The organism is Virgibacillus sp. GM2-2, from assembly GCF_055329585.1.
The window spans coordinates 1-25369 of the sequence record NZ_JBUZWC010000011.1; the positions used below are offsets into that span (position 1 = coordinate 1).

21 protein-coding genes and 7 tRNA genes are annotated in these 25369 nt (G+C 38.5%); 26 read left to right on the plus strand and 2 right to left on the minus strand.

The features are described 5' to 3' along the window. Nucleotides 1–61 precede the first annotated feature (61 nt). Nucleotides 62–134 (plus strand) — tRNA-Thr (locus tag ACY9Z2_RS12990). Nucleotides 135–701: 567 nt separating this feature from the next. After that, nucleotides 702–872 carry a hypothetical protein gene (locus ACY9Z2_RS12995; protein WP_463610084.1) on the plus strand — a complete coding sequence of 57 codons (171 nt, stop codon included), beginning with the start codon at nucleotides 702–704 and terminating at the stop codon, nucleotides 870–872. A 43-nt stretch (nucleotides 873–915) separates the two neighbouring features. Here ACY9Z2_RS12995 and cysK read toward each other — a convergent pair whose 3' ends face one another. Then, entirely contained in the window at nucleotides 916–1836 is a 921-nt protein-coding gene (gene cysK, locus ACY9Z2_RS13000) for a cysteine synthase A (protein ID WP_463610085.1), read from the minus strand. A gap of 222 nt (nucleotides 1837–2058) precedes the next feature. On the opposite strand from cysK, the gene ACY9Z2_RS13005 reads away from it, so the two are divergent. The 13 genes from ACY9Z2_RS13005 to rocF all read left to right on the plus strand — a co-directional run bounded on the left by ACY9Z2_RS13005 (nucleotide 2059) and on the right by rocF (nucleotide 11160). Then, a tRNA-Glu gene (locus ACY9Z2_RS13005) sits at nucleotides 2059–2133 on the plus strand. A gap of 6 nt (nucleotides 2134–2139) precedes the next feature. Continuing rightward, nucleotides 2140–2215 (plus strand) — tRNA-Val (locus ACY9Z2_RS13010). Between the two features lie 4 nt (nucleotides 2216–2219). Beyond that, nucleotides 2220–2295: transfer RNA gene (locus ACY9Z2_RS13015), tRNA-Thr, on the plus strand. A 39-nt stretch (nucleotides 2296–2334) separates the two neighbouring features. Continuing rightward, nucleotides 2335–2419, plus strand: a tRNA-Tyr gene (locus tag ACY9Z2_RS13020). Between the two features lie 14 nt (nucleotides 2420–2433). Beyond that, a tRNA-Gln gene (locus ACY9Z2_RS13025) sits at nucleotides 2434–2508 on the plus strand. Nucleotides 2509–2661: 153 nt separating this feature from the next. Further along, nucleotides 2662–2737 (plus strand) — tRNA-Lys (locus ACY9Z2_RS13030). A 200-nt stretch (nucleotides 2738–2937) separates the two neighbouring features. Next, nucleotides 2938–4227, plus strand: a complete 1290-nt coding sequence (locus ACY9Z2_RS13035; RefSeq protein ID WP_463610086.1) for a hydroxymethylglutaryl-CoA reductase, degradative — start codon at nucleotides 2938–2940, stop codon at nucleotides 4225–4227. Beyond that, nucleotides 4224–5186, plus strand: coding sequence for a mevalonate kinase (gene mvk, locus ACY9Z2_RS13040; protein ID WP_463610087.1), 963 nt, complete (start codon nucleotides 4224–4226; stop codon nucleotides 5184–5186). Before ACY9Z2_RS13035 ends, mvk begins: the two co-directional genes overlap by 4 nt. A gap of 28 nt (nucleotides 5187–5214) precedes the next feature. Then, on the plus strand, nucleotides 5215–6192 hold the full coding sequence (gene mvaD / locus ACY9Z2_RS13045) for a diphosphomevalonate decarboxylase (RefSeq protein WP_463610088.1): 978 nt from the start codon (nucleotides 5215–5217) through the stop codon (nucleotides 6190–6192). Nucleotides 6193–6195: 3 nt separating this feature from the next. Continuing rightward, the gene (locus tag ACY9Z2_RS13050; RefSeq protein WP_463610089.1) at nucleotides 6196–7287 is read left to right on the plus strand and encodes a phosphomevalonate kinase; all 1092 of its coding nucleotides are present in this window, start codon (nucleotides 6196–6198) and stop codon (nucleotides 7285–7287) included. A 120-nt stretch (nucleotides 7288–7407) separates the two neighbouring features. After that, nucleotides 7408–7728: a hypothetical protein gene (locus ACY9Z2_RS13055; RefSeq protein WP_463610090.1), complete on the plus strand. Its 321-nt coding sequence runs from the start codon at nucleotides 7408–7410 to the stop codon at nucleotides 7726–7728. Nucleotides 7729–7924: 196 nt separating this feature from the next. Further along, on the plus strand, nucleotides 7925–10000 hold the full coding sequence (locus ACY9Z2_RS13060) for an ABC transporter permease subunit (protein ID WP_463610091.1): 2076 nt from the start codon (nucleotides 7925–7927) through the stop codon (nucleotides 9998–10000). Between the two features lie 260 nt (nucleotides 10001–10260). Further along, complete coding sequence (gene rocF / locus ACY9Z2_RS13065) at nucleotides 10261–11160, plus strand: arginase (RefSeq protein WP_463610092.1); 900 nt, start codon at nucleotides 10261–10263, stop codon at nucleotides 11158–11160. Nucleotides 11161–11205: 45 nt separating this feature from the next. On the opposite strand, the gene ACY9Z2_RS13070 is transcribed toward rocF, so the two are convergent. Then, nucleotides 11206–11364 carry an aspartyl-phosphate phosphatase Spo0E family protein gene (locus tag ACY9Z2_RS13070; RefSeq protein WP_463610093.1) on the minus strand — a complete coding sequence of 53 codons (159 nt, stop codon included), beginning with the start codon at nucleotides 11362–11364 and terminating at the stop codon, nucleotides 11206–11208. A gap of 148 nt (nucleotides 11365–11512) precedes the next feature. Here ACY9Z2_RS13070 and sigW point away from each other — a divergent pair, with 148 nt between their 5' ends. The 11 genes from sigW (at nucleotide 11513) to glmS (ending at nucleotide 25255) form a co-directional block, all read left to right on the plus strand. Then, complete coding sequence (gene sigW / locus ACY9Z2_RS13075) at nucleotides 11513–12076, plus strand: RNA polymerase sigma factor SigW (protein ID WP_463610094.1); 564 nt, start codon at nucleotides 11513–11515, stop codon at nucleotides 12074–12076. Between the two features lie 13 nt (nucleotides 12077–12089). After that, nucleotides 12090–12746: a zf-HC2 domain-containing protein gene (locus ACY9Z2_RS13080; RefSeq protein ID WP_463610095.1), complete on the plus strand. Its 657-nt coding sequence runs from the start codon at nucleotides 12090–12092 to the stop codon at nucleotides 12744–12746. A gap of 324 nt (nucleotides 12747–13070) precedes the next feature. Further along, the gene (gene cdaA / locus ACY9Z2_RS13085; protein ID WP_463610181.1) at nucleotides 13071–13892 is read left to right on the plus strand and encodes a diadenylate cyclase CdaA; all 822 of its coding nucleotides are present in this window, start codon (nucleotides 13071–13073) and stop codon (nucleotides 13890–13892) included. Further along, nucleotides 13885–15111 carry a CdaR family protein gene (locus ACY9Z2_RS13090; RefSeq protein WP_463610096.1) on the plus strand — a complete coding sequence of 409 codons (1227 nt, stop codon included), beginning with the start codon at nucleotides 13885–13887 and terminating at the stop codon, nucleotides 15109–15111. The genes cdaA and ACY9Z2_RS13090 overlap by 8 nt, the downstream gene beginning before the upstream one ends. An 87-nt stretch (nucleotides 15112–15198) precedes the next feature. After that, complete coding sequence (gene glmM / locus ACY9Z2_RS13095) at nucleotides 15199–16542, plus strand: phosphoglucosamine mutase (protein WP_463610097.1); 1344 nt, start codon at nucleotides 15199–15201, stop codon at nucleotides 16540–16542. A 454-nt stretch (nucleotides 16543–16996) separates the two neighbouring features. Next, nucleotides 16997–17668, plus strand: coding sequence for a response regulator transcription factor (locus ACY9Z2_RS13100; protein WP_463610098.1), 672 nt, complete (start codon nucleotides 16997–16999; stop codon nucleotides 17666–17668). Nucleotides 17669–17738: 70 nt separating this feature from the next. Continuing rightward, nucleotides 17739–19118, plus strand: a complete 1380-nt coding sequence (locus tag ACY9Z2_RS13105; RefSeq protein ID WP_463610099.1) for a sensor histidine kinase — start codon at nucleotides 17739–17741, stop codon at nucleotides 19116–19118. 73 nt (nucleotides 19119–19191) lie between these two features. Further along, nucleotides 19192–20262 carry an ABC transporter permease gene (locus ACY9Z2_RS13110; RefSeq protein ID WP_463610100.1) on the plus strand — a complete coding sequence of 357 codons (1071 nt, stop codon included), beginning with the start codon at nucleotides 19192–19194 and terminating at the stop codon, nucleotides 20260–20262. Next, a complete protein-coding gene (locus ACY9Z2_RS13115) occupies nucleotides 20262–20966 on the plus strand; it encodes an ABC transporter ATP-binding protein (RefSeq protein ID WP_463610101.1) in 705 nt (234 codons plus the stop codon). The genes ACY9Z2_RS13110 and ACY9Z2_RS13115 overlap by 1 nt, the downstream gene beginning before the upstream one ends. A 225-nt stretch (nucleotides 20967–21191) precedes the next feature. Then, nucleotides 21192–22982: a S9 family peptidase gene (locus ACY9Z2_RS13120; RefSeq protein WP_463610102.1), complete on the plus strand. Its 1791-nt coding sequence runs from the start codon at nucleotides 21192–21194 to the stop codon at nucleotides 22980–22982. A gap of 470 nt (nucleotides 22983–23452) precedes the next feature. Further along, complete coding sequence (gene glmS / locus ACY9Z2_RS13125) at nucleotides 23453–25255, plus strand: glutamine--fructose-6-phosphate transaminase (isomerizing) (protein ID WP_463610103.1); 1803 nt, start codon at nucleotides 23453–23455, stop codon at nucleotides 25253–25255. Nucleotides 25256–25369: the final 114 nt, after the last annotated feature.

The following is a 25369-nucleotide window of genomic DNA, read 5'->3' on the forward strand; positions in this document are numbered from 1 at the left end:
AGCTATCGGCTGTTAACCGATCGGTCGTAGGTTCGAATCCTACCTGTGGAGCCATACATACGCTTCCATAGCTCAGCTGGTAGAGCACCACCATGGTAAGGTGGGGGTCAGCGGTTCAAGTCCGCTTGGAAGCTCTTTATTAAACATCTAACACTTTTTAAGTGCTAGGTGTTTTTTTTTATTGCTTTTTTAATTATGTTTTTTTTAATCTGGAGTGACTGCAACAAGTTGATTTTCACGGTGGACAGTCGCTTTCGCTATTCAAGGCACAAGTGCTTTATCTACTAAAATTCACGTTTTTGTAGAGTGTTCTATGCAATGTTCAGGATTCCAGAGGTGCGTAATATAAGCAAATTTGGGATAAGCGGACACCAGATCCCTTATTCGTGCAAAATTGGGGCAAATGCATCTGTTCGCGGACTCAGGATCCGTTATGCAGCAAAAAGAAGTGATTTCATCGCCATTTTACTTAAATAAGGTATCCTGTGTCCTATTAACCCATAAAACATGTGCGGAAAGTATAAATAGCGCCCTCTGTGTCCGCTACTGAGCAGTCTCCAGTTCGCCTTTTTGGTTACAAGTGTATACATTTTTGTGCGAATCAAAATTTTTTAAAAAACACGCTTTAAATTCTCGTGAGAATTTTTTCCAATCTTTGTTATAATTGAGAAGGAATATGAAAAATAGAGGGGGATATGAAGATGACAAGTGAAATACCGATGTTAGTAATTGTTGCAATTGTAGTTACTATTTTTGAGATATTATTAACTATCTTTCTTATTAAGAAAAAGGTTTTTAAACCATCTATTGCACTCTATACATCAGTACCTGCAGTTGTAATAATATGGTTTGTAGCGTTAACGAATACATAGAAAAAAGCAATTCATTGGCATAGAACAATGAATTGCTTTTTTATTAATGATCGAATAAATTCATGCTAAGGTATCGTTCTCCAGTATCTGGTGCTACACAAAGAACTTTTTTTTCTTTACCAAGTTTCTGGGCGATGTCTAAGGCGGTGAAAATCGCTGCTGCACCGGATAGTCCTACGAATAGACCTTCTTCCCTAGGTATGCGTTTAAACATCTCAATTGCGTCTTCGTCTGCAATTTGTTGTATTTCATCAAAGATATCGGTATTAAGTATTTCTGGAATAAAACCAGGACTAGTACCAACTAATTTGTGTTTCCCAGGTTTGCCCCCGGACAGGACAGGAGATCCTTTTGGTTCAGCAACTGCAATATAAAGATTTGGGATTTTTTCCTTTAATGTTTCACCAACTCCAGTAATTGTGCCGCCAGTGCCGGCGGTTGCAATAAATGCATCCAGTTTGCCTTCCATTTGTTCATAAATTTCTAACGCGGTTGTTGTTCTGTGAATATCGGGATTTGCTGGATTCTCAAACTGCTGAGGAATGAAGCTCCCTGGTATCTTTTGTTTTAATTCTTTTGCTTTTTTAATTGCTCCAGGCATTTTTTCTTCGCTTGGAGTAAGAACAATTTCTGCACCGTAGGCTTTCAATAAAGAAATGCGCTCTTTGGTACTTGTATCTGGCATTACTAGTATTGCTCGGTAGCCCTTTGCAGCTGCATTCATAGCAAGACCGATACCGGTATTCCCGCTTGTTGGTTCAATGATCGTATCTCCAGGTTTGATAATCCCTTGTTCTTCAGCCTTCTTTATCATATTAAAAGCAGCACGATCTTTTACACTTCTAGTAGGATTTTGCAACTCTAATTTAACGTAGACATCTGCAGATTCAGTGGGTACAAGTTTATTTAGCTTTACAATGGGTGTTTCACCGATTAACTCTGTTATATTATTAACAACTTTCATAAGAACCACCTTCGTAAAAAGTACTTTTTTCTTTCATTAATAGTATCAATCTGTATATAATAAATTCAATTGTTAAGACTAAAAAGCATGTGTTAATAGCAAAAGAGAAATAAATGCTAAAAAAAAGTAGAAAAAAGTAGAATTCCTCTTTACAAAGAGAGAGAATCTGTATATAATAAAATTCGTTGGTTTTTGACATTACATATCAAAAAGTTAACTCTAGGCCCGTTGGTCAAGCGGTTAAGACACCGCCCTTTCACGGCGGTAACACGGGTTCGAATCCCGTACGGGTCACCATTATCTGGAGGATTAGCTCAGCTGGGAGAGCACCTGCCTTACAAGCAGGGGGTCGCAGGTTCGAGCCCTGCATCCTCCACCATTTAGCCGGCCTAGCTCAACTGGTAGAGCAACTGACTTGTAATCAGTAGGTTGGGGGTTCAAGTCCTCTGGCCGGCACCATTTTTTTATGTATAACTTTTACGTTTTTGGAAATTATATGGAGGGGTAGCGAAGTGGCTAAACGCGGCGGACTGTAAATCCGCTCCCTCAGGGTTCGGCAGTTCGAATCTGCCCCCCTCCACCACTTTATTTTTTTGATGGGCTATAGCCAAGCGGTAAGGCAGCGGGTTTTGATCCCGTCATTCCCAGGTTCGAATCCTGGTAGCCCAGCCATTTATAATTTTTACCCTGTGTATCAAACTTACCACGATATGACGTGGTTTTTGTATTTTAGGCCCTTTTTTGGCAGGTAAGAAAGTATAAATCCTTTCTTATTGCATAAGTGCAAATAAGACAAGTATTCTAAAAGAAAAATCAGAAATAAACGAGCCATTAGCTCAGTCGGTAGAGCATCTGACTTTTAATCAGAGGGTCGAAGGTTCGAATCCTTCATGGCTCACCATTTACATCAAAAAGAACACTGGCATTGAGATATAATACATAGTATAATTGTAATGAACAAGGTCGTTTGTAGTAAACAACCTTGTTTATTTGCATTTTGCGCTATTTTTTTACATAATAGATAGAGGAAAATTATTATCATAACAATAAAATTAAGCTAAATAATTATTATATATTTTGATACCCAAAAGGATGATTTGTATGAGTACTTCTAGAATTCCTGGTTTTTATAATATGAGTGTAGAAGAGCGAAGAAAATTACTTGCTGAGCAAGCAGACTTGACCGAAGCGGAATCGGAACATCTTTCTTCTACAAATCCTTTAACCTTGGATACGGCTAATAATATGATAGAAAATGTGATTGGCACATATCAGTTGCCATTAGGGTTAGGATTGAACTTTCTTATTAACGGGAAAGACTATGTAGTGCCAATGGCTATTGAAGAACCATCTGTAGTAGCGTCCGCTAGTTATATTGCTAAGATTGTTCGTAATGCTGGCGGTTTTACAACGGAATCTTCTGGTAGAGTAATGATTGGCCAAATTCAGGTTGTAGGATGCCCTGATTTTAATTTTGCTAAAGAAGCACTTTTGAAGGAAAAAGAAATGCTTCTTGAGGGTGCAAACGCTGCATACCCGAGCATCGTTTCAAGAGGTGGCGGTGCACAGGATCTAGAAGTACGTATGTTGAACGACGAATCAGGCTCTAAATATGGCCAAATGCTCGTATTGCATTTGTATATAGATACGTGTGATGCAATGGGTGCAAACATTATTAATACGATGGTGGAAGCACTTGCTCCGGTAGTAGAGGATTTAACAAAAGGGAAAGTTTATTTACGAATTCTTTCTAACCTTGCTGATAGATGTGTTGCTCGTGCTAAATGTGTTATACCACCGAATTTATTGGAGACCGGGGACTTCTCGGGAGAAGAGGTTCGGGATGGAGTAGTACATGCCTATGAATTTGCGGCATCAGACCCTTACCGTGCAGTAACACACAATAAAGGTATTATGAATGGTATTGATCCGATTGTTATTGCCACCGGAAATGATTGGCGCGCGGTGGAAGCTGGTGCACATGCGTATGCAGCACGCTTTGGAAAATATAGTTCGATGACAGAATGGTATGTAGATGATAAGGGTAACCTTGTAGGTGAACTAGAATTACCAATGTCTGTTGGAACTGTTGGAGGATCTATTCGGGTTCACCCAATATCACAAATTGCGCATAAGATATTAGGAATAGAGTCTGCAGAAGAGTTGGCACAGGTAATTGTATCTGTGGGTCTAGCGCAAAATTTAGGAGCTTTAAAGGCTTTGGTGACGGATGGTATTCAGAAGGGTCATATGGCTTTACATTCTCGCTCTGTTGCGATGGCAGCAGGGGCTAAAGGAGAGCTGATTGATATCATTGCTGAACAATTGATTAATGAAAAAGATATCCGTGTAGGGAAAGCTAAAGAATTGGTGGAAAAGAGTAAAAAATGAGTGTAGAGAAAGCAACAACTTCAGAACAAACAGCTATTGGGATAGCTCATAGTAAACTAATTTTAATTGGCGAGCATGCGGTTGTACACGGACAACCAGCAATAGCTATTCCTTTTCCATTGGTAGGAATAGAAGCATTGGTAGATAATGTTCCAGGTGCAGTGAAAATTGACAGTACATTTTACCATGGTCCAATTAACAAGGCACCAGATGCTTTAGACGGATTGGTAAACTGTATTACAGCCACACTCGATCATCTGGAAATACCACACCGCGATTTATTGATACGAATTAAATCGTCAATTCCACCCGGAAAAGGGTTAGGTTCTAGTGCGTCAGTTGCAATAGCCGTTATACGGTCCATATTTGCGTACGCAGATGAGGAACTCACAGAGGAAACGTTATTAATGCTCGCAAATATTTCGGAAACATTTGCACACGGTTCTCCTAGTGGAATAGATACACTTACGATAACCTCAGAATCACCAGTTTGGTATGAAAAAGATCGACCTTTTCATTTTATTAAGCCGAAAACAGACTTTCATTTCATTGTGGCTGATTCAGGAAGAAAAGGTGATACGAGGTTAGCGGTAGAATCAGTAGCAGATCTACTTAAGTCTGCACCGAAGAAAATTCAAGCTAGTCTTGACCGAATTGGCGAAATAACGCATCAAGCTAGAAGAGCGTTAGAGAAGGCCAGCAAACAAATTTTAGGTAAAACATTAAATGAAGCACAAAAAGAATTAGAAGCTCTTGGAGTGAGTGATGCGGGACTTAATCGGCTTATTTATGTTGCGCGTCAGGAAGGTGCTCTTGGTGCAAAGTTAACTGGTGGCGGTAACGGAGGTTGCATTATAGCTTTAGCCCGTAATGAGGCACACTCGAAGCATTTATGTGAAAAGCTAAAAAGCTTTGGTGCTCATGCTGTCTGGCCATTTGTTTTACGAAAGCACAATTAGGAACTGAAGGTAGAAATGGGGATTATGGATGAAAGCAACGGCAAAGGCACATACCAACATTGCCTTAATTAAATATTGGGGAAAGCGCGATGAGTCGTTGATTTTACCAATGAATAATAGCCTTTCGTTAACGTTAGATGCGTTTTATACAGAAACAACAGTTACATTTAAAACGGATCTTACGGAGGATGTATTTTACCTTGATAATGAATTAATTCAGGGTGATCAATATATAAAAGTTACAAAATACCTTGATTTGATACGAGATTTTGCTGGAAAACAGAACCTTTATGCTGAAGTAAGGTCTACGAATGCAGTGCCAACTGCGGCAGGTTTTGCTTCATCGGCTTCAGGGTTTGCTGCACTTGCAGCAGCAGCAACGCGTGCACTGGGATTAGAGGTTGATGATGCAACTCTGTCTCGATTAACACGTCGCGGTTCTGGATCAGCATGTCGTTCCATCTACGGTGGTTTTGTTGAATGGGAACAGGGCAAACTCGAAGACGGGTCTGATTCCTATGCTGTGCCAGTTGCACCACAAAATCATTGGGATGTGCGTGTTGCAGCGGTGGTTTTATCTTCAAAAATGAAAAAGGTTTCCAGTCGTGTTGGTATGCGCCGAACGGTAGAAACTTCTCCATTCTATCCGGGCTGGGTTGATGCGATTCCAACTGATCTGGCAACTATTAAAGAAGCAATCCAGGAACGTGATTTTGATAAATTGGGTTCTGTTGCTGAAGCAAATTGTCAAAAAATGCATGCCACAACACTTGGTGCAAATCCACCATTTACGTATTGGCATGATACGACGATGACGGTTATGCAAACCGTTCAAGCTTTACGTGAAAAAGGCATACCAGCATATTTTACAATCGATGCTGGTCCCAATGTAAAAGTTTTATACCAGCCTGAAAACGAGGTAGTAATTGAACAAACGCTCCGTGAAATACCTGGTGTTACGAAAGTCATTTTAAGTCGATCAGGTCAAGGAGTCACCTATAGCTAGGGGATGAAAATAGTGACAAACGAGTCAATGACAATCAAGGTCCCAGGTAAATTAATGATAGCAGGCGAGTATGCAATATTAGAAGCCCATCAACGATCAATAGTAACGGCTGTTGATCGTTTTGTTTATACTACGATATGTAGTGCTAGTGAGAATCGGGTTTCTCTTCCGAAGTTAGGACTTGAAAATATACCATGGGAAGTCAATAGTGAAAAAATACATATTAAAACGAAGGATTCGCGGGTAAATTTTGTTGAAAATGCGATGGATATCGTGTGTCGCTACATTATGGAACAAGGGAATTCACTGGAGGCATTCGATTTAACAATTAATAGTGAGCTAGATGATGAATCGGGTATTAAATATGGATTGGGTTCGAGTGCCGCGGTTGTTACTGCAGTTGTAAAGGCGGTTTTGAAATACCACAAGATACCTTGTCCTTCAGAAATACTATTTAAACTTGCTGCAATTGCACATGTGGAGACTCAAGGAAGCGGATCGGGTGCAGATGTTGCTGCCTCTTCGTATGGGGGAATGGTTGCTTATACGTCTTTTCAGGCGGATTGGTTAAAAGATGCGTATCGTGCATCATCCACAATAGTTGATTTGGTAAATCAAAATTGGCCATATCTATCTGTAGAAGCAATTTCATTACCAGATAATGTTCAAATGTTGATTGGATGGACAGGCAGCCCGGCTTCGACGAAGGACTTTATAAAAAAAATTAACAAACTTAAGATCTCCTCACCAGAATTGTATGAGCAGTTTATTGTACAATCATCAAATGCTGTTGGATTGATTATGACAGGTGTAGAAACGAACAACAGTCTACTAGTGCTCGAAGGAATTACAGCTAATAGAAAGGCGCTAGCGGAGTTAGGCACCCATGCGGATGCGCCAATTGAAACAACATTGTTGAAACAATTAGCCGACATTGCTGAAAAACATGGTGGTGCTGGGAAACCATCTGGTGCTGGCGGTGGAGATTGTGGTATTGCGTTTTTTGATGGCGAGGAAGCGGCTGAACGTGTAAAAAGGGATTGGTTGAAAAACGGTATTAAGCCACTTTCACTTAATATATTTATTACTTTATAAAAAACAAGTATTACTTCGTTCAAGGGAGATAATACTTGTTTTTTTAATTTAATGAAAATTTCGCGAAACTTTATTACAACTTAATCGTAAATATAATAACTAAAACGAGGGGGACACTTTATGAATTGGTACAAATTGTTAGTGATTGGATTTGTTTTTATTGTAGTATTGGTTGGTTGCTCACAGAAAGAGACCAAAGAAGATCTAGGATTGGTAACACTAGAGGAATTTAATCAGTTGGATAATAGTATGACTTTTGATGATGTCATTGAACTTCTAGGGCCACCAGATTCTTATGGAGGAGAATCGCAATCTGGAAAGGAAGTAGAGTATGTAGAAGATGCCACTTATATATGGGATGGAGTTGTGCCAGAATCTTTTATTGTATTAAAATTTAAGAATAAGATGCTTCAAACAAAAAATAAAATGGGGTTCGAATAATAGAGTACATATTTTGAAAGAATCCGGATCTTTCGGATAGGAGCAGTTGGAAGCTTTCTTAGGAAAAATACGGAAATGCACATTGAATTAATTTGAAAAGAGTAGTAATATTAAAAAAATAATCAATTTATAGGAATATTTGATTAGTAATGGACGACAAAAAAAGAGAGTCCAGGTGTTAATTGGGGGTCACGCTATGCTTATGCGAGTGGTAAAGATGTTTGCATTTTATTTGATTGGAATAGTAGGTATTTTAAGTATTTGTATTACGCCGTTAATTCTTTACAGTGAGATATGGAATCCGTTTCGAATAGTAGAGATGGTTTATCGGTTTATCGAACAACTCTTTAAACCTGAAACATGGATGTATTCTTTACCGTGGACAGTAAATGTAGAAAAGGTACCGCTATTGGAGGTTCTTTGGGATCCATACGTATATTCCATGCAAATTTTAATTGCTGCTGTCCTTCTAGGATTATCTTTAGCATTTATTTTGGCGATCACGGCTAATTTTTTTCCGAATTACATCTTAAAGCCTGTTAAACGTGTACTAGACTTCTTAGAATCAGTCCCCGATGTTGTTATCGCAATTGCCTTACAAATGATCTCCGTATATGTATACAAAACGTTTGCCGTTGATATTTTTCGTGTGGCGACATTGGGCGATGAACGCGCCTATTTAGCTCCCATTATTACGCTTTCCATATTGCCAATGGTCGCGATGTTCAAGATTTTATTGCTTATGATCGAAGAAGAGCTACTAAAAGATTACGTATCTTTTTTGAAAAGCAAAGGCATTAAAAAAATACGAATTATCACGAGACATGTACTGAAAAATATCATGCCAAGTTCATTTCATCATATGAAAATCATTATTTGGGCGACATTATCAAGCCAATTTGTTATTGAACGTTTATACAATATAAATGGATTTACTTCCTTCTTGGTCGCAAATCTTGTCCCACTAAATAGTGCAATTTCACTGTTTATGATTTTCACACCATTTTATTTCTTTTTCCAAATTATTGACCTCTGGATAAATCCTGATGAGTTACATACATACACCATAGAGAAAAAACAACGATGGTGGAAAAAGCTACGCCTTGTTGAAGTAAGAGGTTGGATTAACCGCAAAGTAAGAAACATTCTCTTTTGGTTTAAGCAATTAAATATAAGAAAAATGCGGTTCTGGCGTCCGCTTATGGCGTTCAGCATCGCGGTGCTCAATCATTTAAAAAACTGGAAATTTGTTGTGGGAAGTTTATTTTTTGTTATTGTCATTAGTTACAGTTTGTACTATTCCATTACAACAGATAGTCATATTGAGCAGGTGAAATTTTTATTTGCAGATGATGGCACTTTAATTAGTGCTCCACCACATAAACCTACGGAGCCGTTCCTACTTGGATCCGATCGTCATGGCTACAGTTTATTGGATCAACTGGTAGTTGGTGCTAAGTACACGTTGATCGTGGGGCTAGCCATTGCTTTGTTGCGAGTCCTAGGTGGTTTGGTTTTTGGAGTTTTTTACGCATTTAAACTAAAGTCAAGAACACAGCAGTGGATTGGCAAAATGGTAGATTCTATTCATTTTGTTCCATTAAGCGTAATTGCATATATTTTATTAAGCATGATTGTTTTTGGGTCAAGATCTGAATTTGCTACTACTGTAACGGAGCGGATTATAGTTGAGGGCGTGATTTTAACCGTACTGGTTCTCCCACTTACAACTGTATTAATCGGTAAAGATATAAACCGAGTACTACAAAATGAATTTATATTGAGTGCAAAAGTGCTTGGTGGTAGTAGGTTCCATATATTTTGGCGTCACGTTGTACCCCACATTGGACCAAGAATGACTGTTTTGTTTGGCCAACAGTTTATTCAGGTATTGTTAATATTCATCCACCTTGGTGTTTATAACCTGTTTCTAGGAGGTACAATTGTTGAAACCGGATTCTTGGCAGGTCCACCACGATCGATTACATATGATTGGTCTAGCTTAATCGCAATGAACAGGTATGCCTTTAAAGGTGAGGGCCAATATCATTTACTTGGTTGGGTACTAATCGCATTTATGCTCTCCATTTTTGCAATGCAGCTTATCATTCAAGGTGTAAAAGAAGTACAACAAGCTAAAGTTGGTGTTGTATTCAAGCTTGGAAAATGGAAGCTTCGGAAGAAAAAATCAGTTAAACAAGAAACTCCTGTATTAACACATGAGCATTTCCAAATGACGGATTCAGAGCAAGCTTATCGAAAAAAAGCCTAAATTGAGCACCTGTGATGAACAGGTGCTTTTTTGAAAGATTAGAAAGCAGATAATTTTAGTGTTACTTTGAGTTTCAACAGCAGTAGAAGATAATGGGCAATTGAAGTAAACTACGAGTAACTGTTGCTATGTTGTTTTCTGCTGCGGACAATCGCTATCACCCTCTAGATCCAAGGTATATATAGACAATTTTATGTCCAGTTGAGTCATTTACAGATTTTTCGTTAAACTATAGAAGAGAGACAAGGAGGACATATCTTATGAAGAAAAATATTTCGGTTATTGGAGTGCCAATGCATTTAGGGCAACCGCGTCCAGGTACAGACTTGGGGCCAGATGCAATTCGACATGCAGGTGCTATTGAAAATTTAAAGCGTTTACAACATGATGTTGAAGATCTAGGAGATATAAAGATTGACTCAGTAACAGGTGAAGAACAGCGTGAGGATAATTTGTTAAATTTGCAATCGATTATTGATGCAAATACAACACTCGCTCAAAAGGTAGACGATGTTGTAGCGTCTAAGCGATTCCCATTACTTTTCGGTGGGGACCATAGTATGGCAATTGGAAGTCTTGCAGGAATTAGCAAGCATTATAAAAATTTAGGCGTCATTTGGTACGATGCGCATGGGGATTTAAACGATAGTAAAACATCACCTTCTGGTAACATTCACGGGATGCCACTTGCAGTTAGCTTAGGTATCGGTCACCACAAGCTAACATCTATTCACGGAGATCAACCAAAAGTGAAGCCAGAGAACTTAATCATAATTGGCGCACGTGACTTAGATCCCGGTGAAAAAGAATTAATTAAAGAATGTGGAATTAAAGTGTATTCTATGCGTGAAGTTGATGAAAAGGGAATGGAGACTGTCATTCAAGAGTCAATTGATTATCTGAAGGAACGTACAGATGGTATTCACTTAAGCCTTGATCTAGATGGGTTGGATCCAAATGAAACCCCAGGTGTAGGTACGCCAGTTATCGGTGGTCCGTCATACCGCGAAACTCGTCATGCAATGGAAATGCTACGAGATGCAGATGTTTTAACATCAGCTGAGTTTGTGGAGGTAAATCCACTACTTGATGACAAAAACAAAACGGGTATTGTCGCAGCCAATTTGATTAGTGCATTATTCGGCGAAACCTTGAAATAAATTAATAAAGTAAAGGAGACAGCCTATTGTTGGCCGTCTCCTTTTTTATGCACTCTTATTTATTTTTTCGTATTTATTTAGTAGCGTATCCAATTTTTTACTAGATTTAATTACAGCGTCAGAAGTATAGTCGTGAGAATAACTCAATGTAATCATTTCTTTTCTACATTGCTCAATATTTTTCAATAAATTATAATTATCCACAAAACGTTCCTCCAATCTAGTATAATATAATAAAACATACCCAGATATTTACATTAATAAACATTAAAAAAATATATTTTAATTATGAAACCTTTTGTTGGTTTATTTCGTAACATAAATACCGCAATAGTAGCGAGGGTACTGTCTTATGGATTTAATTATAAAAGAAAAAATTAAACAGGTAAAAAAAGGGGATCAAACTGCATTTGAAGATGTGGTAACTTTTTACCAGCATAAAATTTATCAGCATTGTTATCGAATGCTTGGTAATGCACACGAGGCGGAGGATATAGCGCAAGAAGCGTTCATACGAGCATACATGAATATTGATTCGTATGATATAAATCGAAAATTTTCTACTTGGTTATATCGTATTGCGACGAATCTTACGATTGATCGTATACGTAAGCGAAAACCGGATTATTATCTTGATGCAGAAGTTAAGGGAGCAGATGGACTGACCATGTATTCCCAGCTTGAGTCAGATAATCTTTTGCCGGAGGATGAAGTGGAGAATCTCGAACTAAAGGGTTATATTCACCATGAAATTTCCGAGCTTCCACCTAAATATCGATCGATTATTATTTTGCGATATCTAGAGGAGTTTTCCCTACAAGAAATAAGCGACATCTTAGATATTCCTTTGGGAACAGTAAAAACAAGGATTCACCGGGGAAGGGAAGCTTTACGTAAAAAGCTTCGTCACGTGTAAAGGAGTGAATGATATGAAATGCGAAAAAGAAGCGATCATGCTTATGCATAAATATTTGGATGGGGATTTAAAAAAGTCTGAAGAAGCAAGTCTCAGAAAACATTTGGAGGCTTGTGAGGATTGTCAAAAGCATTTTCATGAGTTAAAACGCACGATTACTTGGATACAAAGTGCTGAAAAGATATCCGCGCCTGAAGGATTCACCAATAGTGTAATGGATAAATTACCGAAAGAAAAGCGCAGGGTTAGCTATAAACGCTGGTTTAAGACGCATCCGGTTATTACGGCAGCTGCCATTTTCTTTATCTTTATGTTCAGTGGTGTATTGTCAGCTTGGAATCAAAATAGTGAACTAGTTGTTTCTAAACAGGAAAATCTGATTATCGAAGGCGATACAGTAATTGTACCTGAAGGGGTTACCGTTTCAGGTGACCTAGTTGTAAAGAATGGTAATTTGAGAATTGATGGTACGGTTGATGGGAATGTAACCCTAATCAACAGTAACTTAATAGATGAACAATCAATTAAAGCTGATGGTTTATTAGCCTCAGCCGGCGAGGTAAATGGAGACCTCGAACAAGTTGATCAAGTCTTTGAGTGGATGTGGTATAACCTACAGGAAATTTTTAAAAGCATTTTCTCACTTGGTCAAATATGGGTTAATGGATGACCCTCCCCCTATTTTGGAAGCCTTCTATAATGGAAGGCTTCTTTTGTTTTCCCAGAATTCGGGAGGGTGCTTTCATTTTGAATTTATCAGTCGGTTTTGTGATTTTATCAGCAACTTCCGATGGTTTATCAGTAAGTTGCCAGTTTTATCAGCCACTTTCAACAATTTATCGGGATTTTGTTACCGTCAGTTAGTTGGTAGTAGTTCATCATGGTCTATAAAAGTGTGTACGTTTTTGTTAGCGTATTACTGGCATGTGGGACGGTAGAATATGATATAATAGATAACGTATATGAGAAGCTATGGATAGAGGGATGTGTAAACATGCTTGACGGGGGAATTGATGCTTTAGACCTGTTACGTATCGGCGTAGATATAGCTGTCGTCTGGTATGTATTATATAAACTAATAATGCTTATTCGAGGAACGAAAGCAATTCAATTACTTAAGGGAATTGTTGTAATCTTTATCGTTCGATTACTTAGCCATTTGTTTAATTTACAAACGATTCAATGGATAACAGATAAAGCTATTTTATGGGGATTTCTTGTCATCATTATTTTGTTTCAACCTGAGTTAAGGCGGGCTTTAGAACAATTAGGTCGGGGAAATCTTTTCACAAGAAATACCAAGTCTGAGGAAGAAATTTTAGAACAAAACATAGAAGCAATCATACAATCCTGTGGGTATATGGCAAAACGCCGAATCGGCGCACTAATTACTATTGAGCGTGATACGGGTATCGGTGATTATGCTGAAACTGGAATTCCGATCAAGGGAAAATTAACCCACCAATTACTTACCAATATCTTTACACCGAATACACCGCTTCATGATGGTGCCGTAATTATGCAGGGAGAAGAAATTGTTGCGGCTGCATGTTATTTACCGCTTTCAGAAAGTCCTTTTATATCTAAGGAACTTGGAACAAGACACCGTGCGGCAATGGGCATAAGTGAGGTAACCGACGCATTAACTATCGTTGTATCGGAGGAAACAGGTAGTATTTCGTGTACGAAGAACGGTGAAATGCATCGAAACTTGGAATTAGATGGATTGCGTGAATTTTTACGAGAGAATTTATCTTTTGCAATGAAAGCCCCTGAATCAAAGTCATGGAGTTGGAGGGGGAAGAAGAATGGATAATTGGTTTAAAAGTAAATGGTTTGTACGTGTCATTTCATTAGCGTTTGCAATATTGATTTATGTCATAGTAAATATTGACTTAGAAGCTGAAAACAGTGACGCAAGATTACCATTTGACGATTCTGCTGATATAGAAACGATTGAAAATTATCCTGTTGGTATCCGAATCGATGATGAAAAATATGTAGTTAGTGGTGTTCCTGAGGCTGTAACCGTTTCGCTTGAAGGAAGTTCAGGAGTGTTATTACCGACTGCACGCCAGCGGAATTTTGATTTGTACGTTGACCTGAGAGGTTTAGAACCAGGGGAACATACAGTTGAAATAGAGCATGATAATGTACCAGATGATTTAGAGGTTTATATTGAGCCTAAAACAATAACTGTAACAATTGAAGAGCGTGCTTCAGAGGAATTCGGTGTTACGGTAGACTTTATTAACACAGATGAACTGCCTGAGGGATATGAAATAGGCTCAACCGAAATTGAACCTAAAACGGTAACGATAACTAGCTCGAAAGATATTATTGATCGGGTGAGTATTGTAAAAGTATTTGTTGATGTCGCTGGTTTAACAGAATCAATTGACAGCCGCGAGGTTCCTGTTAATGTATATGATAGTCAAGGTAATGAATTGACCGCAAATGTCGAGCCGAAAAACGTGGTTGTATCTGCTGAACTGTTAAATCCAAGTAAAACAGTTCCAGTAGCTGTTCCAACCACCGGTGAATTGCCTGAGAACTATACACTTTCATCGATTTCTGCAAAAATAGATGAGGTTGAGGTATTTGCAACAAATGCTGTTTTAGAAAATATTGAAAAAGTGAATACGGAAGAAATTAATTTATCAGATATTACTTCATCGCAAACAATCAAGGCAAAGCTCAACCTCCCTGATGGGGCAAGGGTTCCAGAAGTGGAAACGGTCGAGGTGAAAATTGAATTGGAGCGAACAAGAACAATAGAGGATGTAGCTATTGACGTCGAAAATCTTGATGATGGACAAGATGTAGCTTTTGTTAATCCTGCTGATGCTACAATGCAAGTTATTGTAGCGGGTTCAGAAAAAAATATAAGTGATTTGAATGCTGAAGATATACAATTAGTCGTGGATGTCGAAGGATTGGATGAAGGGCAACATAAAGTGCCGATAACCATCCAGGGTCCAGAAAATGTTAGAATAACACCAGAATTAGAAGAAGTTACAATTGAAATTACGTAATGAGTTCCTGCATGAGTCAGTTAATCATAGGTTGTAGTATCATACAACGACGTTAGGATATTCAGGAACAAAAGGAGAGGTACTTGCATGGGTAAATATTTTGGTACAGACGGGGTCAGAGGTGTTGCAAATGAAGAATTGACCCCTGAATTAGCGTTTAAACTTGGTCGTTTTGGAGGATACGTATTAACGAAAGAAACGAAAAATCCAAAAGTACTAATAGGACGAGATACACGAATTTCTGGTCCGATGCTTGAAGGCGCATTAGTTGCTGGATTATTGTCGATTGGGGCAGAGGTAATGCGTCTTGGAGTTATTTCTACACCAGGTGTAGCATTTTTAACAAAGGCTACGAAAGCAGAGGCAGGAGTAATGATCTCAGCGTCTCATAATCCAGTTGAAGATAACGGGATTAAGTTTTTCGGTCCTGATGGATTCAAGCTCACCGATGACCAAGAAGAAGAGATTGAAAAATTAATGGATAGTGAAGATTTATTACCGCGTCCAGTTGGTGCAAATGTGGGGCAAGTAAGTGATTACTTTGAAGGTGGACAAAAGTATATTTCCTTCTTAAAGGAAACGGTTGATAATGATTTTGAAGGTATGCAGATTGCTTTAGATTGTGCCAATGGGTCAACTTCAAGTTTAGCATCGCATTTATTTGCTGATTTAGAAGCGGATATTTATACCATAGGTAGCTCTCCTGATGGATTGAATATCAATGATGGTGTTGGATCAACACACCCAGAAACGTTACAAGCGTTTGTAGCTGAAAAAGGCGCTGACATTGGTTTAGCGTTTGATGGCGATGGTGACCGTTTAATTGCTGTTGATGAGAAAGGTCAAATTGTTGATGGCGACAAGATTATGTATATATGTGGTAAATATATGAATGAAAAAGGCCGTCTTCACCATAATACCGTTGTGTCAACCGTTATGAGTAATTTAGGCTTCTATAAGGCATTAGAAGAGAATGGAATGCGTAGCGATAAGACCGCTGTCGGTGACCGATATGTAATGGAAGAAATGCGTAAAGGTGGATACAACCTTGGTGGTGAACAGTCAGGACACATTATTTTCCTTGATTACATCACAACTGGAGACGGGTTGTTATCAGCTTTACAGCTTGTAAACGTCATAAAAGAAACTGGTAAACCATTATCAGAACTAGCTGGGGAGATGGAAATTTTTCCGCAAGTGTTGAAGAATGTACGGGTAACGGATAAGAAAAGTGCCCTAACAAATCCTAAAATAATGGAAGCTATCGATCAGGTTGAAAAGGAAATGGATGGAGATGGGCGTGTGCTTGTCCGTCCATCAGGAACGGAACCACTCGTTCGTGTAATGGTAGAAGCGCCAACGAAGGATGATTGTGAACGCTATGTTGATCGTGTTGTTGGTGTAATTGATGAATTGCTTGGAGTTAAATAATTTTGATGATGAAAACTGCCTCTATTGGGGCAGTTTTTTTATATGGAAAGTGTATACATCATAAGTCGATGTTGTGAAAAGCAGACTAAGTGACGGCGACGTTGATTTCCACTGTGGGCAGTAAAAGATTTTTGTGGGACTAAAAGCTAGCGGACACAGGGTTTCTTATTTGTGAAAAATAAGGGTAAATGTGGCGGTTAGCGGACAGAGGATCCCTTATTTGCGTATAAACAGGTGGAAATCATGTTTTTTAGCTAAATAAGTGATCCTGAGTCCGTTAATTCTCAAAATCACGCCAAAAAAGGAAAAATAAGGAATCCTCAGTCCGATACGGAGCGTTCACTGGCAATATTTATGTGAACATCATTTTACGCATCCAAATTCATTATGAAAATACAAGCCCTATTAATAAATATGATAAGATAAAAGCAAATATGCACGGGAGTGACGTTAGATGATTTCCATTTTACTGGTCGACGATGATGCGCATATAAGAGAATTACTTCGCTTTTATTTGCAAAAAGAAGGTTACCAAACCATTGAAGCAGAAGATGGTAAGGCTGCATTAAAACAACTCGAAATGAAAGCTATACATCTCGCTATTGTCGATATTATGATGCCGAATATAGATGGGTATGAGTTATGTAAGGAAATTCGTACATATTATGATATTCCGGTGATGATGGTAACTGCAAAGGGTGAATTAATTGATAAAGAGAAAGCCTTTCAAGCGGGAACGGATGATTATATTGTAAAACCATTTGAACCAAAGGAAATTTTATTTCGCATAAAGGCACTCCTCAGAAGATTTCAAATGATGAACGAACAGATTATACATCTTGGTGATACAGTGATTGATCGCAAAAGCTACGAAGTACGGGTAAACGGAAATACGATTATTTTACCGCTAAAGGAATTCGAATTACTCGCTCAGCTTGCCAATTATCCAAATCAAATCTTCACGCGCGAACAATTAATTGATTTGGTTTGGGGGAATGATTACATCGGTAATGATCGGACAGTTGATGTTCATATCAAGCGATTACGCGAGCGTTTTTCTGATACGAATCATGATTTCACCATTAAGACGATACGTGGAGTAGGGTACAAGTTCGAACGTATGTAATAACTTGTTCATGTTCTGTTCATAAATAACCGCTATTCTACAACAAAATGAGGAAGTCTGGAGGAATACTATGCGAACGCTCTATGTGCGTATTATCGTGGTAACGATGGTCATCATGATAGCAAGCTCGATTATCGCATTCTTTGTTTCTAATATTTATTATCAAAATTACTTAAAGCCAAAAAACGATGCCAAAATCACGCAAATCAGCCGAAATATTGTTGATATTTACAAATCAAATAACAAACAGGGTATAGCTTCGTATCTAAAAGAGATGACGGACCTAGGTTACAAATTTTATTTGGTGGATGAAGCGGGCAATGGGCGTGTGTTTGGTGAACCGTTTCGTGAAAATTCACTAGACAGTAAATACATTGAAAAAGTACTGCAGGGCGAAGTTTACCACGGGGTAAAAAACTTCCCATGGAAGCCATTTGTGACAGGTTTTTTTGATAATGAATTAAAAAATACAATTGGTGTTCCGTTAGAAGTGAATGGGCAAAACTATGCATTGTTTGTCCGACCAAACACCATGCAACAGTTTGGTGAAATGCGGTTTTTCCTTGCGAGTATGCTTGTGTTAGCACTTGTTTTTTCATTTTTATTAGTGTTAATTAGTACAAGCTATATCGTAAAACCAATTAGGCGGTTAACGGAGGCTACGAAAAAAATTGCAGCTGGAAATTACCATTTGAAATTAAATGTTAATCGTAAAGATGAAATTGGCCGGCTTGCACAGGATTTTACCAAAATGAGTAATAGCTTGGAACAAACTGAAACAAAACGACAGGAATTTGTCTCGAATGTATCCCATGAAATTCAGTCTCCATTGACATCCATCCAAGGATTTACGGAATTGGTAAGGGATGAAGAAATGACCGAAGAAGAACGTAATCATTACTTGACGATTATTGAAAAGGAGTCCAAGCGACTTTCTTTGTTAAGCAGACAGCTTTTAACTTTGTCGATGCTTGATCATGAAGATCGTAGCAGTTCAGTAACTTCTTTATCAATCAATGATCAAATTAGCGATGTTGTTTCTACAACGGAATGGCAATGGCGGGAGAAAAACTTGCATATTGATTTACAGCTAAATGCAGGTATCATTACTGGTTCATCAGATTTAATCCATCAAATATGGATGAATTTGATGACAAATGCCATTCGCTATACAGATAATGGCGGAAGCATTTCCATCGTAACGGAAGAGGATAAAGAGGGCGTTCATTTCACTATTCGTGATTCGGGGATAGGAATGACAGAAACTGACGTGGCACAAATATTTGATCGATTTTATAAGGTTGATAAAGCAAGAACAAGGAGCGAAGTAAGTACTGGTTTAGGTCTAGCTATTGTAAAAAAGATAATAGAAATTCATGATGGCACAATCGAGGTGGAAAGTGAACTCGGAAAAGGTACTACCTTTTATGTGTTCCTTCCGAAAAAGTAATCAATCGTTCATCTTCTATTCATATTACCTTTGTAAACTAAAGGTAAGAATTGAATAGGGGGGAACGATTTTTATGTTTCTAGCAAATAGAGAATTAGTACATTCTAAGTTTAGATATATCTTAATAGGCGTAATCATGGTGTTAATTTCGATGTTGATTTTCATCATTTCTGGACTTGCAAAAGGGTTATCGGCAGACAATGCTTCTTCGATTCAAAACCTTCAAGCTGATTATGTGGTAGTAGAAAAAGGTGTAGAAAACCGGATAACGCAATCCAAGTTTTCAGAAGAGAGCGTGGACATGATAGGGAATACGGAAGGTGTTAAGGGAGCGACTGCACTCTCCGTCAATATGACTAGTGCGGCGGAAAAAGGGTCGGAAAAGAAGTTAGATGTAGCGGTTTTTGCTACAAATCCTGATGGGAAGCTTATGCCAGAAGTAACGAAAGGTAAGACCATAACAGATCAAAATGAGTTGGTTGTTGATGTTTCCATGAAACAGGAAGGAATTACGATTGGGGATAAATTAACGCTTGCGGGATTTGACCAAGTATTTACCGTCGTTGGATTTGCTGAGGGACAACGCTTTAGCCATACTCCAGTAGCGTATAAAGTACCAGATACCACAAATGGAAAGGTAAGTGCTGTAGCGCTTCAGGTGGACGAAAATAAGGTTGACCTAATTAAGGATCAGCTTTCAGGTGAATTTGAGGTATTAACAAAAGAAGAATTACTAAAAGGAATTCCTGGTTATTCCCAGGAACAAGCGTCACTCAACATGATGATTATCTTCTTGTTTGTTATCGGGACGTTTGTATTAGCCGTTTTCTTCTATGTGTTGACTTTACAAAAAACCGATCAGTTTGGTGTGTTAAAGGCACTTGGAACGAAAACTTCTTATTTAATGCGAAATGTGATTACACAGGTAGTATTAATTTCCGTGATATGTATTGGAATTGCACTAGGGTTAACGTATGGGGCATCAGCCGTGTTTCCAGCTGATTTACCATTTGTACTAAATTTAGTGAACATGCTTCAATTTTCATCCATATTGCTTGCTGTTACCGTTCTAGGGTCACTATTATCGCTAATTCAAATCGTGAAAATTGATCCGATTCGTGCGATAGAAGGAGGAGTCAATTAATGAAAACATTAGAAATGACCAATGTTACGAAAATTTATCATGACGGGCCGAAAGAATTTAGAGCGATTGACGAGGCATCACTTACTGTTGAAGCGGGTGAGTTCGTCGCGATTATTGGACCATCGGGGTCTGGTAAAAGTACGTTACTTTCCATCGCCGGAGCACTATTAACTCCAACAAGCGGAGAGGTCCAAATAGCTGGCAATAAACTATCTTCGTTATCTTCAAAAAAGATTACGAAGCTACGATTAGATAAGTTAGGCTTCATTTTTCAAGCAGCGAATCTCGTTCCATATTTGAAAATAAAAGATCAGCTTACCCTAATTGGTAAACTGAGTGGTTTTAGTAAAAAAGCAATTGAGAAAAGAACAATTGATTTGCTAAAACATTTCGGCTTAGCTGATCGAATGAATCATTTACCTTCTGAATTATCGGGCGGACAACGACAACGGGTTGCGATTGCTCGTGCGTTGATGAATGACCCAGATCTTATTTTTGCAGATGAACCAACTGCAAGTCTTGATTCGAAGCGGGGGCTAGAGGTAGTTGAAATGCTAGCAGACGAGATTAAAAACCGTAATAAATCAGGGATAATGGTTACCCATGATGAACGTGTTCTTCATCTGTGTGATCGTATTATTGAAATAAAGGATGGGAAGCTGGTTAAGGGTGAGGTGTCTACCCAGTTACAGGCTTCGAAATAATGTTAGTTAGCACAATACGATCCAGATTTGAGAAATACAATCGGAAATGGCAAATTTACGATCCGAATTCGCTAAATACGATCCAGATTTCAAAAACACGATCTGAATCAGGTTAATTACGATCCGCAGTCATCAGCCTCTATCAAAGTGAATAAAATTAAGCTATACTATGTAACAATAGACATCTTAGATCTTCATAGAAATCAACTATTCAGGGGGACTATGATGATTAATTTTCCGAAACCGACCGTAGAGCAATTTTTCCGCACGTATGTCATTACTAATTTCGCAGTAAGTAAAGATGCAAAACGTCTCATCTTTAACGCAAATCTAAATGGCAAAATGAATTTGTGGGCGATGGATTTACCAGATACATTTCCTTATCTTTTTGCTCATCAAGAACAGCTTAGTAGTTTTATTCAAATTGATCCGAATAATCAATACGTACTATCGGGTTTTGACAATGATGGTGACGAAAATCATCAAATTTATGCTCTACCTTACGAGGGTGGACTACCACAACAACTTATAACGGGAAGTCCAGAAGACAAGTTTTTCTTTGCTCACTTAAGTGAGGATGGGAAACGCATCTATTACATGACTTCGGTAGAAAACGAATCTTTTCTAAATACACATGTGCGCGATTTAAATAATGGATCAAATCAGCTACTCCATACAGGAAAAGACGCGCTTACTGAACTAGCAGCTGTGTCGAGTGATGAAAAAAGGTTTGCTTACTTGATGTCCTACGCAAATACGTATGTGACAGGATTCGTTAAAGTTGGCGATGAGGAGTATGGCCTCACACCTGACTTAGAAAAAGTTCACATCACGTTTGATCCGATTTTTGTCGATGAATCTACTATTTATTTTGCTACTGATTATGATAGTGAATACAGTTATGTTGCTAAATTTGATTTAGAAACCAAAGAATTTTCATCAGTCTTAACGCTTGATAACGAAAGTGTAAAAACGTTAAAACTTGATAGAAATCAACAGATACTCTATGTCCTCTCGGAAAAAGGGGTAGTAGATAACCTATATAAGTATGATCTTAGAAATAATCAACTTGAAAAACTAGCGCTACCCGTTGACGTGATCAATCAATTGAATGTAACACCGTCTGGATCACTTTTTGTATTAGGCATTAGTGCAACTGTTCCACACAACATTTTTCAGTCCAGTGATGGCTTAAGCTGGGAGCAGCTTACAAATAATACCGTACTAGGTGTTAGCAAGGAAGAAATGGTAGAACCTGATGTAGTGTCGTACAAATCGTTTGATGGTATGGAGATTGAAGCTTTACTATTCAAGGCACCTCCAGAGCTAGATAATGGACACACCATTTTCTGGCCCCACGGTGGACCGCAGCATGCAGAAAGAAAAACCTTTCGTTCGTTATTTCAATGTTTTACGAACCGAGGATACAGCATCTTTGCCCCGAATTTTCGTGGGAGCACAGGCTATGGCTCTTCCTTTGTAAAACTGGTTGAACAGGATTGGGGAGAAGGACCGAGACTTGATTGTGTAGCGGGAATTAAGTGGTTATTTGAAAACGAAGTAACAGATCAGGATAAACTGTTCTTACTTGGGGGTAGTTTTGGTGGCTATATGACACTGTTATTACACGGACGCCATCCAGAGTATTTCAAAGCATGCGTTGACATCTTTGGTCCATCCGATCTGACCACATTTGTTAAATCGGTTCCTGATCATTGGAAACCAATCATGGATCGTTGGATTGGCGACCCAGAACGTGATAAAGAGCGATTTATTCGGGATTCACCTGTTACCTACCTGGATTCCATGACAAAGCCAATGCTCGTTATCCAAGGTGCAAAGGATCCGCGTGTTGTTAAAGCCGAGTCCGACCAAATTGTTGCTAAGCTTCGGGAAAAAGGCCGGGATGTGGAGTACTTTGTAATGGAAGATGAAGGCCATGGTTTTTGGAAAAAAGAAAATGAAATAAATGCTTATTCAAAGATGATTGACTTTTTGGATAAACATAGAGGATAAAATCATACAGGTGGGGTTGGTTAGCCCTGCCTGTATTTTCATATTTTATACACATATCATCGTTAAAATCATACACTTATAACACCATCCGAAAATAATAATTGACCAAACAATTCTATATCGGTTAAAATATATTGTATTGTGATTGGATACACTATCACATAAATCTTTAGTCAAACATAGAAAGGAGCTTAGGCATATTGACTAGTAAGAAAAGCGCCTGAACTATTCACAGCGACGACATTATGAATAGTTGACGAGGAGGAGGTTTATCGATTTTCGGCGGATGCCTCCCGATTGCACATCTCAATCGCATGCTTTATTCAAAAAACAATGAGGTAACTTGTTGGCCAAATGGATAAAGCAAGATGATAACATTAACAATCACGAGAAAGGGGCAGTAAAACGCCCCAATATCAGTTGAATATAGGTCGTTTGTCTGCCCCTTCTGTACAAGGAGGATACACATTATGTGTGGAATTGTAGGATATATCGGACAAAATGATACAAAAGAAATTTTATTAACTGGACTAGAAAAATTAGAATATCGCGGCTATGACTCCGCTGGAATTGCTGTTTTACATGACAGTGAAATGAACATTTTTAAAGTAAAAGGACGTATTGCGGCACTTCGCGATCGTGTAGATGAAACAACACATGCCACAATGGGAATTGGTCATACACGTTGGGCAACCCATGGCGTGCCAAGTGTTGAAAACGCTCATCCACACCAAAGCACATCAGGTCGCTTTACACTCGTTCACAATGGTGTAATTGAGAACTATCAAGATTTGAAAAAGAGTCATCTTCAAGATGTTGACTTTGTAAGTGAAACCGATACAGAAGTTATCGTACAACTTGTAGAAAAGCTTTTTAACGAATACGAAGATACTGCAAAAGCCTTTCGTGAAACAGTTAGCCTTTTAAAAGGTTCATACGCGCTAGGTCTAATTGACCGTGAAGACGCGGAAACCATTTATGTGGCAAAAAATAAAAGCCCATTATTGATTGGTCTAGGCGAAGGTTTCAATGTAATTGCAAGTGATGCAATGGCAACACTTAAAGAAACGGATCAGTATCTAGAAATTAACGATAAAGAGGTTGTTTTAGTTAGCCGTAATTCTGTTGAGATTCAGAAGCTTGACGGAAGCACTGTAAGTCGTAAACCTTTCACAGCACAGATTGATGTGAGTGATACAGAAAAAGGTACGTACCCACACTTCATGCTGAAAGAAATCGATGAACAACCATTTGTTATGCGTCGCATCATTAAGGAATACCAAAATGAAAACGGCGAATTAAAACTTGATACCGATGTCCGGGAAGCAATGAAAGCTTGTAATCGTGTGTATATCATCGCATGTGGCACAAGTTATCATGCGGGATTAGTTGGAAAGCAATTCATTGAAAAATTAGCAAACATTCCAGTAGAAGTTCACGTAGCAAGTGAGTTTTCATATAACATGCCATTATTATCAGAAAAACCATTATTTGTGTTTATTTCACAAAGCGGAGAAACTGCTGATAGTAGATCGGTATTAGTACGAATTAAAGAAATGGGATATCCAGCACTAACAATTACAAACGTGCCAGGATCCACCCTTTCTCGTGAAGCGAATTACACATTAAATCTATATGCAGGACCAGAAATTGCCGTTGCATCAACAAAAGCATATACAGCACAAATGGCTGTTTTAGCAATCCTAGCAGTAGATACAGCAAAAGCAAAAGGTCTGTCACTCGACTTTGATCCAATGCAAGAGCTTGCGATTGTTGCAAACGCAATTGAAATTTTAACAGATCAAAAAGAAACAATTGAAGATTTAGCGAAAAATTATTTAGAAACAACTCGAAACGCTTTCTTCATTGGACGAAGCAGTGACTATTATGTTTGTTTAGAGGGATCATTAAAGCTAAAAGAGATCTCTTACATCCAAGCAGAAGGTTTTGCTGGCGGTGAATTGAAGCACGGAACAATTGCTTTGATTGAAGAAGGTACACCTGTAATCGCACTTGCAACACAAGAAGACGTAAACTACGCTATCCGTAGTAACGTACAAGAGGTTGTAGCACGTGGTGCAAACGCATTGGTAGTAAGCATGCGCGGTCTAGAACAAGACGACGATGCATTCGTTATCCCACACGTTCATGAACTGTTAACACCATTAGTGAGTGTTATCCCAATGCAGTTGCTTGCGTACTATGCAGCGTTACATCGTGACTGTGACGTTGATAAGCCACGTAATTTGGCTAAGAGTGTTACGGTGGAGTAGGGTTTTAGAACTTGAGATATTAAAGAGCGTATAAAAAATTATTACCACATCCAAGAAGTTTCGAGAACTCTAGGATGTGGTATTTCTTTTTCTCAATTAAGTTATAAAATGTCA

Bases quoted from the DNA above. Each gene is read 5' to 3' on its own strand.
- ACY9Z2_RS13100 (WP_463610098.1), top strand. From the start codon at position 16,997: ATGATTTCCATTTTACTGGTCGACGATGATGCGCATATAAGAGAATTA.
- ACY9Z2_RS12995 (WP_463610084.1), top strand. From the start codon at position 702: ATGACAAGTGAAATACCGATGTTAGTAATTGTTGCAATTGTAGTTACT.
- mvk (WP_463610087.1), top strand. From the start codon at position 4,224: ATGAGTGTAGAGAAAGCAACAACTTCAGAACAAACAGCTATTGGGATA.
- mvaD (WP_463610088.1), top strand. From the start codon at position 5,215: ATGAAAGCAACGGCAAAGGCACATACCAACATTGCCTTAATTAAATAT.
- ACY9Z2_RS13080 (WP_463610095.1), top strand. From the start codon at position 12,090: ATGAAATGCGAAAAAGAAGCGATCATGCTTATGCATAAATATTTGGAT.
- ACY9Z2_RS13060 (WP_463610091.1), top strand. From the start codon at position 7,925: ATGCTTATGCGAGTGGTAAAGATGTTTGCATTTTATTTGATTGGAATA.
- sigW (WP_463610094.1), top strand. From the start codon at position 11,513: ATGGATTTAATTATAAAAGAAAAAATTAAACAGGTAAAAAAAGGGGAT.
- ACY9Z2_RS13090 (WP_463610096.1), top strand. From the start codon at position 13,885: ATGGATAATTGGTTTAAAAGTAAATGGTTTGTACGTGTCATTTCATTA.
- ACY9Z2_RS13050 (WP_463610089.1), top strand. From the start codon at position 6,196: ATGAAAATAGTGACAAACGAGTCAATGACAATCAAGGTCCCAGGTAAA.
- cdaA (WP_463610181.1), top strand. From the start codon at position 13,071: ATGCTTGACGGGGGAATTGATGCTTTAGACCTGTTACGTATCGGCGTA.
- ACY9Z2_RS13035 (WP_463610086.1), top strand. From the start codon at position 2,938: ATGAGTACTTCTAGAATTCCTGGTTTTTATAATATGAGTGTAGAAGAG.
- ACY9Z2_RS13110 (WP_463610100.1), top strand. From the start codon at position 19,192: ATGTTTCTAGCAAATAGAGAATTAGTACATTCTAAGTTTAGATATATC.
- glmM (WP_463610097.1), top strand. From the start codon at position 15,199: ATGGGTAAATATTTTGGTACAGACGGGGTCAGAGGTGTTGCAAATGAA.
- ACY9Z2_RS13055 (WP_463610090.1), top strand. From the start codon at position 7,408: ATGAATTGGTACAAATTGTTAGTGATTGGATTTGTTTTTATTGTAGTA.
- ACY9Z2_RS13105 (WP_463610099.1), top strand. From the start codon at position 17,739: ATGCGAACGCTCTATGTGCGTATTATCGTGGTAACGATGGTCATCATG.
- glmS (WP_463610103.1), top strand. From the start codon at position 23,453: ATGTGTGGAATTGTAGGATATATCGGACAAAATGATACAAAAGAAATT.
- cysK (WP_463610085.1), bottom strand. From the start codon at position 1,836: ATGAAAGTTGTTAATAATATAACAGAGTTAATCGGTGAAACACCCATT.
- ACY9Z2_RS13120 (WP_463610102.1), top strand. From the start codon at position 21,192: ATGATTAATTTTCCGAAACCGACCGTAGAGCAATTTTTCCGCACGTAT.
- rocF (WP_463610092.1), top strand. From the start codon at position 10,261: ATGAAGAAAAATATTTCGGTTATTGGAGTGCCAATGCATTTAGGGCAA.
- ACY9Z2_RS13115 (WP_463610101.1), top strand. From the start codon at position 20,262: ATGAAAACATTAGAAATGACCAATGTTACGAAAATTTATCATGACGGG.